Origin of the sequence: Streptomyces changanensis (assembly GCF_024600715.1) — a bacterium.
Classification (GTDB): Bacteria; Actinomycetota; Actinomycetes; order Streptomycetales; family Streptomycetaceae; genus Streptomyces; species Streptomyces changanensis.
On the sequence record NZ_CP102332.1, the window covers coordinates 2,524,647 to 2,537,046 of the forward strand.

6 protein-coding genes are annotated in these 12,400 nt (G+C 72.7%); 2 read left to right on the forward strand and 4 right to left on the reverse strand.

Annotated elements, in window-relative coordinates; all coding sequences use genetic code 11:
- Nucleotides 1-6: 6 nt before the first annotated feature.
- The 3 genes from NRO40_RS11220 to NRO40_RS11230 all read right to left on the reverse strand — a co-directional run bounded on the left by NRO40_RS11220 (nucleotide 7) and on the right by NRO40_RS11230 (nucleotide 7,123).
- Complete coding sequence (locus tag NRO40_RS11220) at nucleotides 7-4,938, reverse strand: NAD-glutamate dehydrogenase (protein WP_058944362.1); 4,932 nt, start codon at nucleotides 4,936-4,938, stop codon at nucleotides 7-9.
- A gap of 770 nt (nucleotides 4,939-5,708) precedes the next feature.
- On the reverse strand, nucleotides 5,709-6,371 hold the full coding sequence (locus NRO40_RS11225; RefSeq protein ID WP_058945531.1) for an HAD family hydrolase: 663 nt from the start codon (nucleotides 6,369-6,371) through the stop codon (nucleotides 5,709-5,711).
- Between the two features lie 245 nt (nucleotides 6,372-6,616).
- Nucleotides 6,617-7,123, reverse strand: coding sequence for a DUF6912 family protein (locus tag NRO40_RS11230; protein WP_058945530.1), 507 nt, complete (start codon nucleotides 7,121-7,123; stop codon nucleotides 6,617-6,619).
- Between the two features lie 628 nt (nucleotides 7,124-7,751).
- Here NRO40_RS11230 and NRO40_RS11235 point away from each other — a divergent pair.
- Nucleotides 7,752-8,144, forward strand: coding sequence for an Rv3235 family protein (locus NRO40_RS11235; RefSeq protein ID WP_079047456.1), 393 nt, complete (start codon nucleotides 7,752-7,754; stop codon nucleotides 8,142-8,144).
- Between the two features lie 430 nt (nucleotides 8,145-8,574).
- Here NRO40_RS11235 and secA read toward each other — a convergent pair whose 3' ends face one another.
- Complete coding sequence (gene secA, locus NRO40_RS11240) at nucleotides 8,575-11,385, reverse strand: preprotein translocase subunit SecA (RefSeq protein WP_058944794.1); 2,811 nt, start codon at nucleotides 11,383-11,385, stop codon at nucleotides 8,575-8,577.
- Between the two features lie 252 nt (nucleotides 11,386-11,637).
- Here secA and NRO40_RS11245 point away from each other — a divergent pair, with 252 nt between their 5' ends.
- Entirely contained in the window at nucleotides 11,638-12,219 is a 582-nt protein-coding gene (locus tag NRO40_RS11245; protein ID WP_058944795.1) for a GNAT family N-acetyltransferase, read from the forward strand.
- Nucleotides 12,220-12,400: the final 181 nt, after the last annotated feature.

Consider the following 12,400-nt stretch of genomic DNA (forward strand, 5'->3'; position numbering starts at 1 on the left):
GGCCGGTCAGCTGTGCGCGCGCAGCAGGGTCCGCATGGTGCGCATGGCCACCGACAGGTTCGCCAGGTCGAACGCGTCCGAGTTCTGGATCTCCTCGAGCGTGGTGCGGGCGCGGCCGAGGAGCGAGGCGTTCTTCCGCTCCCAGGCGGCGAACCGCTCCTCGGGCGTCGACGTGCCGTTCCCGGCGGACAGCACGTCGGCGGTGAGCGCCGCGTGCGCCGCGTACAGGTCCTCGCGGATGGCGGCGCGGGCCATGGACTGCCAGCGGTCCGCGCGGGGCAGCTCGATGATGCGGTCCATCAGCTGCGTGATCCGCAGCCGGTCGGCGAGGTCGTAGTACACCTCGGCGACGGCCAGCGGCTCCTTGCCGGTGCGGTCCGCGATGGCGACGATGTCGAGCGTCGGGAAGGCGGAGGAGAACCCGGCGACCCGGGCGGCCAGCTCCACGGGGACGCCCGCCCCGGTCAGCTCGGCGACCAGCCCCTCGTACCACTCCAGGTCCGCGCCGCGCAGCATCTTCGGCAGCTCGCCCCACACCTGCTCCACGCGGGCGCCGAAGAAGTCGATCGTCTCGGCGAGCTGGAGCGGCTGCGGCCGGTTGTTGAGCAGCCAGCGCGTGCCGCGCTCGACGAGGCGCCGGGAGTGCAGCCGGATCCGGCTCTGCACGTCGGCCGGGACCTGGTTGTCGAGGGCCTCGACGGCGTCCCAGACGGCGCCGAGCCCGAAGATGGTCCGGGCGCAGGTGTGCGCGCGGATGATCTCCTCGATCGACGCGCCCGTCTCCTCGCGGAGCCGGTGCAGATAGGTCGAGCCGCCGGTGTTCACCGTGTCGTTGACCATCACCGTGGTGATGATCTCGCGGCGCAGGGCGTGCGCGTCGATCTGCTCGGGGAATTCCTCGCGCAGCTTCGACGGGAAGTACGCGTGGAGCAGGCTGCGCAGGTACGGGTCGTCGGGCAGGTCGGTCGCGATCAGCTCCTCCGCCACCGTGATCTTGGTGTAGGCGAGCAGGACCGCCAGCTCGGGCTGGCTCAGGCCCCTGCCGCTGTTCAGCAGCTCGCGGATCTGCCGGTCGGTGGGGAGGAACTCCAGGCCCCGGTCCAGCCGCCCGACGCCCTCCAGCCGGCGCAGGAACCGCTGGTGCGCGTGGAGCAGCGAGCTCGACTGGCCGACGGCGAGGGCGAGGGCGACGTTCTGCGCGTAGTTGTTGCGCAGGACGAGGGAGCCGACCTCGTCGGTCATCTCGGCGAGGATCTTGTTGCGCTGCTTGACGGTCATGTCGCCGTCGGCGACCAGCCCGTTGAGCAGGATCTTGATGTTCACCTCGTGGTCGGAGGTGTCCACGCCGGCGCTGTTGTCGATGGCGTCGGTGTTGATCTTGCCGCCGTCGCCGGTGGGGCCGCCCCTGCGGGCGAACTCGATCCGGCCGAGCTGGGTGAGGCCGAGGTTGCCGCCCTCGCCGACGACCTTGACGCGCAGTTCCTCGCCGTCGACGCGGATCGGGTCGTTGGCCTTGTCGCCGACGTCGGCGTGCGTCTCGGTGGTCGCCTTGACGTACGTGCCGATGCCGCCGTTCCACAGCAGGTCCACCGGGGCCTTGAGGATGGCCTTCATCAGTTCGGCGGGGGTCAGCTTGGTGACGCCGTCCTCGATGCCGAGGGCGGCCCGCATGTGGGCGTTGACCGGGATGGACTTGGCCTGCCGGGAGTGGACGCCGCCGCCCGGGGAGAGCAGCCCGGCGTCGTAGTCGGCCCAGGAGCTGCGGGGCAGCTCGAACAGGCGGCGCCGCTCGGCGTAGGAGACGGCCGCGTCGGGGTTCGGGTCGACGAAGATGTGCCGGTGGTCGAAGGCGGCGACGAGCCGGATGTGCTCGGAGAGCAGCATGCCGTTGCCGAAGACGTCACCGGACATGTCGCCGACGCCGACGACCGTGAAGTCCTGCGTCTGGGTGTCGTGGCCGAGCTCCCGGAAGTGCCGCTCGACCGACTCCCACGCGCCGCGGGCGGTGATGCCCATGCCCTTGTGGTCGTAGCCGGCGGAGCCGCCGGAGGCGAAGGCGTCGCCGAGCCAGAAGCCGTAGCCGACGGCGACCTCGTTGGCGATGTCGGAGAACGTCGCGGTCCCCTTGTCGGCGGCGACGACGAGGTAGGTGTCGTCCTCGTCGTGGCGGACGACGTCGGCGGGCGGCACGACCTCGCCCGCGACGAGGTTGTCCGTGATGTCGAGGAGCGCGGAGATGAACGTCCGGTAGGCGGCGATCCCCTCGGCGAGCCACGCGTCGCGGTCGACGGACGGGTCGGGCAGCTGCTTGGCGACGAAGCCGCCCTTCGCGCCGACGGGGACGATGACGGTGTTCTTCACCATCTGCGCCTTGACCAGGCCGAGGATCTCCGTACGGAAGTCCTCGCGCCGGTCGGACCAGCGCAGACCGCCGCGCGCGACCTTGCCGAAGCGCAGGTGGACGCCCTCGACGCGGGGCGAGTACACCCAGATCTCGAAGGCCGGGCGCGGGGCGGGCAGGTCGGGCATGGCCTGCGGGTCGAACTTCATCGACACGTAGGGGTGCGGCCGGCCGTCGGCGTCCTTCTGGAAGAAGTTCGTGCGCAGCGTCGCCTTGATGACGGTGAGGAACGACCGCAGGATCCGGTCGTCGTCGAGCGACGCGACCTGGTCGAGCGCGCCGTCGAGCTCCTCCAGGAGCCCGTCGATCAGCTCGGTCCCGGCCCGCTGCCGCTCCGGCGCCATCCGCGCCTCGAAGAGCGAGACGAGCAGCCGCGTGGTGTGGACGTTGTCGCGGAGGGTGTCCTCCATGTAGTCCTGGCTGAACGTCAGGCCGGCCTGCCGCAGGTACTTGGCGTAGGCGCGCAGCACCATCGCCTGCCGCCAGGTCAGCCCGGCGGTCAGGACGAGGGCGTTGAAGCCGTCGTTCTCCGCCTGTCCGGTCCAGGTCGCGGCGAACGCCTCCTGGAACCGCTCGCGGGCGTCGTCGCGGAAGTCGGCGCCGTTGCCCGTGGTGGGCATGCGCAGGCCGAAGTCGTAGATCCACGCGTGGGTGCGGTCGGCGCAGCGCAGCTCGTACGGCCGCTCGTCGACGACCTCGACGCCGAGCCGGTTGAGGACCGGCAGCACCGCCGAGAGCGACACCTGCGCACCCGACTTGTAGATCTTGAAGCGGCGTTCGCCGGGGGCGGCGCCGACCGGCTCGTACAGGGAGAGCGCGAAGTCCTCGCCGCCGTGGCCGAGCTGCTCCAGCTGCAGGACGTCGGCGACGGCCGCCCGCGGCGAGTGGTCGGCCTTGTACCCCTCGGTGAAGGCGCCGCCGTACCGGCGCAGCAGGTCGGAGGCGCGCTCCTCGCCGGACTCGGCGTTGAGGGCCTCGGCGAAGCCGTCCGCCCAGGAACGGGCGGCCTCGGCGAGCCGCGTCTCGATGCGGTCGGCGTCGGCGTCGGTGAGCGGCGTGAGGGTGGAGCCCTGCGGGACGCGCACGACGAAGTGGAGGCGGGAGAGGACCGACTCGGTGTTCCAGGCGGTGAAGTCGACGCTGGTGCCGCCGAGCTCCTCCTTCAGGATGTCCGTGAGCCGCTCGCGGACCGTGGTGTTGAACCGGTCGCGCGGCAGGTAGACGAGGGCGGAGTAGTAGCGGCCGTACTCGTCCTGGCGCAGGTACAGGCGCAGCCGGCGGCGCTCCTGGAGGTACAGGACGCTGGTGACGATGGCCAGCAGCTGGTCGACGGGCGTCTGGAACAGCTCGTCGCGCGGGTAGGTCTCCAGGATCTGCAGCAGGTCGCGCCCGTCGTGGCTGGCGGGCGAGAACCCGGCGGCCTCCAGCAGCTCGGCCACCTTGCGGCGGATGACGGGGACGCGCCGCACGGACTCGGTGTAGGCGGCGGAGGAGAACAGTCCGAGGAAGCGCCGCTCGCCGACGACGTTGCCGGCGGCGTCGAACTTCTTCACGCCGATGTAGTCCAGGTACGACGGCCGGTGGACGGTGGCGCGGCTGTTGGCCTTGGTGAGGATGAGCAGCCGGTGCTCGCGGGCCTTGGCGCGGGCGTCGGCGGGCAGCCGGTTGAACGACGGCGAGACGGGGTGGCCGTGGGCGTCGTCGTCACCGGCGTGGTGCGGGTCGGAGCGGAGGATGCCGAGGCCGGTGCCGGGGACGGCCGCGAGGGCGTCGCCGTCGACGAGGGTGTACTCGCGGTAGCCGAGGAAGGTGAAGTGGTCGTCGGCGAGCCACCGCAGCAGCTCGCGCGCCTCCTCCAGCTCGCTGGGGTGCAGGTCCTCGGCGACGGGCTCGTCGGTGAGGTCGTCGGCGAGGCGCAGCGCCGCGTCACGCATCTTCTCCCAGTCCTCGACGGCCTCGCGGACGTCGGACAGGACGCGCAGCAGGTCGGTGGTGATCTGCTGGAGGTCGGCGCGGTCGGTCTCGCGGTCGATCTCCACGTGGATCCAGGACTCGACGAGCGCGTCGTGCGGGCGCTCCCCGGCGCCGGGGCCGGGGGCGGAGGGCAGGACCTCGATGAGCTTCCCGGTCACGTCGCGGCGGACGACGACCTGCGGGTGCACGACGAGGTGGATGCCGCGGTTCTGTCGGGACAGCTCGTTGGTGACGGAGTCGACGAGGAACGGCATGTCGTCCGTGACCACCTCGACGACGGAGTGGCTGCACGTCCAGCCGTTCTCCTCGACGGTGGGCGTGTGGACGCGCACCCGCGCCTTCCCCTGGGGGCGGTTCTCGGCCAGCCGGTAGTGGGAGAGGGCGGCGCCGAACACGTCGACCGGGTCACGGTCGGCGAGGTCCTCGGGAGCCGTGTGCAGGTAGTAGCGCTGGAGGTACTCGAGCACGGTCTCCGGGTCGGGCCGGTCGCCGGGCTCGTTCTCAGCTACCCGGGCGGCCCGCTCGAGCAGCTCGGCCTTGGCTTCGTCCAGCTTGGTCTGCATGTCCTCGGCTCCTGTCGCGCGCCGTTGCGTGACGTAGGGGGAAGGGTGTGGCGGGACTGCGCCCCCACGCGGGGTATCCGCTCGGAGGGGTCGTCATGCCTGTACGTGAGAATCCCGGTCCCATCTCGGCCATTCTCGGCGAGCACGCCGCGTGCGGCGGGGGAACCGGGCAGGAAGGACCAGCGTCCGCCCGGGCACGATGGCACACCGGGCGCCGGCCGGGGGCTCCGCTGCCCCCAGGGCGTATAGCGCTGATCACGGGTCCAGGCTATCGCTCCTCACCCCCCGGTCGTCATGGGCCGGTGGAGTACAAAAGACGGTGGCCGAATTTGACACTTCGGACAGCGACAGAACGCCCCGGACCACGCTCACGCGAGGGACGGGGGGCGGGGGCCGCGCGGGGCGCCGCGCCGGCGGGGCGGCGGGGGACGGACGGGGGCCCCGCCGGCGCGGGCGGCGGGGCGGCGGGGACGGGCGGAGGCGGCGCGGGGGGCGTACTGGGGCACGGCGCCGGGGGCGGTGGAGCCCCGGCCGCGGCGGGTGGCGGGGGTGGTGCCGGAGGCGGTGGGGGCCGGTCGCGCCGGGGTGGCGGGGTGGCCGGGGCCCGGCGGTGCGGGGTGGCGAGAGTGACGTGGGCTCGTCTGGCGGTGGGGGTGGCTGGGGGCGGGCGGGACCTCGCGAGCCCGCCACGGCCTCGCCAGACAGGGTGGCGGTGTGGCCGTGGGGCGCCGTGGGGCCGTTGCGGCCAGTGGGGCCGTGGGGCCGGTGGGTCAGGCGATCAGGTCCTCCGCGACGGCGACGGCCTCCGCGAGGGTGTCCACGACCGGCACGCCCACCGACTGGAGGCTGGCCCTGCTGTGGGAGCCGCCCGTGTACAGGACGGCCCGCGCCCCGACGTGCGCCGCGGCGAGCGCGTCGTCCGCGGCGTCCCCGATGACCACGATCCGCTCCGGCGGCACGCCGTCGAGGGCGCGCAGGTGGCGCACCATGTGCTCGGCCTTGCCCGCCGTCGACCGGTCCGTCCGGCCGTCGACACGGACGAACCACTCCTCGATGCCGTGCCGCCGCACCAGCGGGAGCAGCCGTTCGTGCGGCGCCAGCGACAGCAGCGACTGCGTCCGGCCCAGTCCGCTCGCGGCGGCGAGCAGCTCAGCGGCGCCGTCGGTCAGCCCGCAGCCCTCGGCGCGGGCCCAGTAGTGCCGGTGGAACGTCCCGTCCATGAGCTGCCACTCGGTCTCGTCCGGCAGCCGTCCGAGCAGCCGCTGGTAGAAGACGGGGATGGGGACGCAGTACAGCTCGCGGTACCGCTCCAGTGTGATCGGCGCGATGCCGAGCTCCTCGAACGCGGCGTTCGTCGCCTCGATGACGGCGGAGATGTCGTCGAGCAGCGTCCCGTTCCAGTCCCAGACGAGATGCGTCCTGCGCCTGTCCATGCTCTCCCCCATGCCGCTGCCCCGCGTGCCGGGCCCTGTCCGTGCCCTGTCGTGCCGCGCCGGGCCCTGCCGTGTCCTGTCTCGTACCGTGCCGTGCCGTGCTGTGCTGTGCTGTGCCTGGCGGTGCCGTGCTGTGCGCAACGCCCTGCGCCCAGGGTGGCGGGGCCGCGCCCGACGGCACGGTCCCGGACCCGGGTGATGCCCTCAGCCGGGGCGGATCATGCCGCGCGTGCTCCCGGCTGTCGTCAGCCGATGAGGTGCGGGACCTCCTGCAGGCCGTACCAGAGCAGCTCGTGGTCCTCCGCGCCGTCCACGGTGAACTGGGCGTCGTCGTCGCCCATGTCGGCCGCGCCGAGCGCGGCCGCGGCGGCGGTGACGTCCGGTTCGGCCTCGTCGGAGTCGGCGTGCACCGCGGCGGCCTTGGCGAGCGGCACGGGGCCGGTGACGCGCACCTCACCCACCGAGTCCGGGTCGAGGCCGCCGTCGGGGTCGGCGGTGGCAGCGCCGTCGGGGACGTCCACGGCGACGACGACGCGACGGCGCGCGGCGGCCGGGTCGGCGGCCAGCAGGCGCAACGAGGCGGCGGCGGCGCGGCTGAGGGCCGCGTACTCCAGCTCCTCGATGTCGTCGGAGACGTACCACTCGCGCAGCCCGGGGGTGACGGCGTAGGCGGTCAGGGGGCTGCTGCCGAGGGTGCCCGTACGGTGCGCCTGTGCGAGACCGGGGAGGGTCAGGGGAACGTACACGCGCATGACAGGCCGCTTTCGTAGTCGGAAGACACCCTCAGGATACGTGCGCCGGTACCCCTTCGGGGGCCGGTGTCCCCCTCCCCCGCGGTCCACTCCGTGCCCCACGCGACACGCGTCGGGCCCGTCCTACCGGGGCCCGCGTCACCCGGATAGGTGATCGTCGCACGAGGTCGGGAGGGGTGCCGAGGCGCGTTGCGACGCGGTCTGCGGCCCCCGTAGAAGTGGCCCACCGCGAAGTTACCTCCCGGTACTACCTCCGGGTAGTCCGGTCGACGGAAGGACCACGCCGATGACCAGCACCCCCGCGTCCGTACGCGCTGCCGTGCCCGTGCCCGTACGCACCCGCCCCGACGGAAGCGGCCCGGAGGGGGCGCGCGAGTCCGGGGGCCCGGGGGCCGCGGAGCCCCGGGTTCCCCGGGCGCGGGAGGCCGGCGCGGTGGCGCGCCCGTCGCGCTCGGCGGGCAGGCCGGGTGGTCGCCGGGACGCCCGCCGCCCCGGCGACGCCCCCCGCCCGGGCGGGGGCGCCCGGCCGGGCGGGGGCGTGCGGCCGGGTGGTGGCGGGTGGTCCGCTGGGGGCGCCGGGCCGGCTGGGGGCGTGCGGCCGGCTGGGGGCGTGCGGCCCGGTGAGGGCGTGCGCTCGGCGGAGGGGACGCGGCCGGGTGACGCCCGCCCTCGCGCGCTGCCGCCGCACGTGCTGTTCGCGGAGCGCCTGCTGGCCGTCCTCACCGGGGAGCGGCCCGTGCACTGGATGCTGGGGCAGACGATCGGCGAGGCGTACGAGCAGCTGATCCGCCTCGCTCCCGCGAACCCCCTGCGCGCCGCCGGTGTCGCAGGCCCCTCGCCAGGCCGCCATGCGCGCCCGGTGCTGCGCCACTGCGCGGGTTCGCCGCTGCGGCCGGGTGTGGTGGAGGCGTACGCCAGCGTGACGGCGGGTGGCCGGGTCCGGGCGATGGCGTTCCGCCTGGAGCTGGGCGCGGACCGCCGCTGGCGCTGCGCGGCCGTCGAACTGGGCCCGACCGTCTGACCCGCGCCGGCCGGCCGGCCGCGTAACGCCCGCGTGGCGCCCCTCCCGGGCCACAACGCCATCCTGGCTCCACGACCGCCCCCGGGGACAGCTCCGGAGCCAGGCCCACGGCAAGGCCGGGGAGCGGGTCGCGGCAGGCCCGGGGCGTGCCACGAGAGGCCCGGACGAGCGACGGCCCGGCCTCCGGCTCCAGCCCCGGTACCGACAATCCCCCGTACGTCGGCCCCGCCATGGACGGCCCCGCCATACGGCCCCTCCACGGGCCCCTCCACGGGCCCCGGCGCGGGCACGTGCGCGGGCACAGGCACGGGTGCGGCGGGCGGCGGCCCCGTTCCCGGCACACGCGGAAGGCGGGGCCGGTACGCGCTCGGGTGCGCGTACCGGCCCCGCCTCACGACGTGGACCGCGGCCGTCCGGACGACCGGTGGGGCTACTTCTTGCGGCGACGGCCGCCCTTCTGGGCCTTGCGGCGCTCGGCGCGCGTCATGCCGTCCGCCTCGGAGGGGGCACCGCCGTTGTCGAAGTCACCCTCGACGACGCCGCCCTCACCGTCGACGGTCGGCGCGGAGAAGTGCAGCCGGTTCGGACGCTGCGGGGCGTCGAGGCCCTTGGCGCGGATCTCGGGGCGGCCGGCGCCCGCGGGGACGGCCTCCTCCTTCTCCAACGACGGGCGCTGCGCGGCCGCCTCCACCGGGACCTCCTCGACCTGCTGCTCGACCTGGACCTCCAGGTTGAACAGGTAGCCGACGGACTCCTCCTTGATGCCGTCCATCATGGCGGTGAACATGTCGAAGCCCTCGCGCTGGTACTCGACCAGCGGGTCCTTCTGCGCCATGGCGCGCAGGCCGATGCCCTCCTGGAGGTAGTCCATCTCGTAGAGGTGCTCGCGCCACTTGCGGTCCAGGACCGACAGGACGACCCGCCGCTCCAGCTCACGCATGATCTCGGAGCCGAGCTGCTTCTCGCGCGCCTCGTACTGCTCGTGGATGTCGTCCTTGACGGACTCCGCGATGAACTCCGCCGTGATGCCGGCGCGGTCGCCCGCGGCCTCCTCCAGCTCCTCGATGGTGACCTTGCACGGGTAGAGCTGCTTGAACGCGCCCCACAGCCGCTCCAGGTCCCACTCCTCGGCGAAGCCCTCCACCGTCTCCGCCTGGATGTAGGCGTCGATGGTGTCGTCCATGAAGTGGCGGATCTGGTCGTGCAGGTCCTCGCCCTCCAGGACGCGGCGGCGCTCGCCGTAGATGACCTCGCGCTGCCGGTTGAGGACCTCGTCGTACTTGAGGACGTTCTTGCGGGTCTCGAAGTTCTGCTGCTCGACCTGCGACTGGGCGGACGCGATGGCGCGGGTGACCATCTTGTTCTCGATCGGCACGTCGTCCGGCACGTTCGCCATCGCCATGACGCGCTCGACCATCTGCGCCTTGAACAGCCGCATCAGGTCGTCGCCCAGCGACAGGTAGAAGCGGGACTCGCCCGGGTCGCCCTGACGGCCGGAGCGACCGCGCAGCTGGTTGTCGATGCGGCGCGACTCGTGCCGCTCCGTGCCCAGCACGTAGAGACCGCCGAGCTCCTTGACCTCCTCGGACTCGGCCTTCACGGCCAGCTCCGCCTTCTCCAGGGCGGCGGGCAGGGCCGCGACCCACTCCTCGGCGTGCTCCACCGGGTCCAGGCCGCGCTGGCGCAGCTCCGCCTCGGCGAGGTCGTCGGGGTTGCCGCCGAGTTTGATGTCCGTACCGCGGCCGGCCATGTTCGTCGCGACCGTGACGGCGCCCTTGCGGCCCGCCTGGGCGACGATGGACGCCTCACGCTCGTGGTTCTTCGCGTTCAGCACCTCGTGCGGGACACCCCGCTTCGACAGCTGCTGCGACAGGTACTCGGACTTCTCGACCGACGTCGTACCGACGAGGATCGGCTGGCCCTTCTTGTGCTTCTCCGCGATGTCGTCGACGACCGCCGCGAACTTGGCGACCTCGGTGCGGTAGATCAGGTCGGACTGGTCCATGCGGACCATCGGCCGGTTCGTCGGGATCGGCACGACGCCCAGCTTGTAGATCTGGTGGAACTCGGCGGCCTCGGTCATCGCCGTACCGGTCATGCCGGACAGCTTGTCGTAGAGGCGGAAGAAGTTCTGCAGCGTGATCGTGGCGAGCGTCTGGTTCTCGTCCTTGATCGGGACGCCTTCCTTCGCCTCGATCGCCTGGTGCATGCCCTCGTTGTACCGGCGGCCGGCGAGGATACGGCCCGTGTGCTCGTCGACGATCATGACCTCGCCGTCGATGACGACGTAGTCCTTGTCCTTCTTGAACAGTTCCTTCGCCTTGATGGCGTTGTTCAGGTACCCGACGAGCGGGGTGTTCACCGACTCGTAGAGGTTGTCGATGCCCAGCCAGTCCTCGACCTTGGCGACGCCCGACTCGTGGATGCCGACGGTCCGCTTCTTCTCGTCGACCTCGTAGTCGCCGGTCTCCTCGATGCCCTTCAGCGGGTTGCCCGGCTCGCCGCGCTTCAGGCGCTGCACGAGCTTCGCGAAGTCGCCGTACCACTTCGTCGCCTGGTCGGCCGGACCGGAGATGATCAGCGGCGTACGGGCCTCGTCGACCAGGATGGAGTCGACCTCGTCGACGCACGCGTAGTTGTGGCCGCGCTGCACCAGCTCGTCCTTCGACCACGCCATGTTGTCGCGCAGGTAGTCGAAACCGAACTCGTTGTTCGTGCCGTACGTGATGTCGCAGTTGTACATCTCGCGGCGCTGCGCCGGCGACATGTTCGCCAGGATGCAGCCGACCGACAGGCCCAGGAACTGGTGGACCCGGCCCATCATCTCGGAGTCGCGCTCCGCGAGGTAGTCGTTGACCGTGATCAGGTGCACGCCCTTGCCGGACAGCGCGTTCAGGTACGCCGGGAGCGTGCCGACGAGGGTCTTGCCCTCACCGGTCTTCATCTCGGCCACGTACCCCAGGTGCAGGGCGGCGCCGCCCATCATCTGCACGTCGTAGTGGCGCTGGCCGAGGACGCGCTTGGCCGCCTCACGGACGGTCGCGAAGGCCTCCGGAAGCAGGTCGTCGAGGCTCTCACCGTCCTGGTACCGCTGCTTGTACTCGTCGGTGAGGGCGCGCAACTCGGCGTCGGAGAGGTTGACGAAGTCCTCTTCGATGGAGTTGACCTGGTCCGCGATGCGGTGCAGTTTGCGCAGGATCTTGCCTTCGCCTGCACGCATGAGCTTGTTGAAGACGGACACTGAGGCTGGTCTCCTTGCCGGTCGGGCCTGGCACTGGGTCTTGTCATGGACACTGGCACGGGCACGGCAGGTGGACCCCACCGCAACGGTCATCGTAAGCGAGGACCCCGCCACGCCGGGAGGTCCACACCTCCGAGGAACGATTGCCGGGGCCGGCGCCGCCCTCAAGGAGAACGCGCGGGACGCGCCGAAGGTGCCGCCTCTCACGAAAAGTGTTCGTTCCCGGCTGTCGCGACCCACCAGAATCCCGTCATGGAACCCGTCACCCTGTTCTCCGAGCGCCTGGAGCTGCGCACCTTCACGCCCTCCGACGCCGAGGAGGTGCGCGCCGCCGTCCAGGACCCCCGGATCCGCCGCTGGATACCCCTCCCCGACCCGTACGGACCCGCCGAGGCCGAGGACTTCGTCGGCCGGTACGTCCCCCAGGCGTGGCGCGACGACACCGAGTACACCTTCGCCGCCCGCCCCCGGGACCGCGACGACGCCCCGCTCGTCGCCTCCACCAGCCTCCACCACCCCCGCTCGGGCACCTGGGAGATCGGCTTCTACACGGTCGCCGAGCACCGTGGCCACGGCTACGCCACCGAGGCCACCCTCGCCCTGGCGCACTGGGCGTTCACCACCCTGGGCTGCTCCCGCCTGGAATGGCGCGCCGAGGTCGGCAACACCGCCTCCCGCCTCGTCGCCGAGAAGGCCGGGTTCACCGTGGAGGGCGTCCTGCGCGCGGGCCTCGACCACCGCGGCACCCGCCGCGACTGCTGGATCGCCGCCCTCCTCCCGTCCGACCTCGGCCTCCCCGGCCCCGTACCGCACCTGCCGCCCCCCGGCCCCTGACACCCGCGACGCCCGACCGGGACGCCCGACCGGCCGACCGGGACCGGAGACCGCCCGACCGGGGACCAGCTGACCGGCCGACCGACCTGCCGCCTCACCGGCCGGGGACCGGCTGACCGGCAGACCGCCGGCAGAACCGGCCCCTCCCCCTCCGCGGGCCGTACTCGCGCCCCGACCCCGC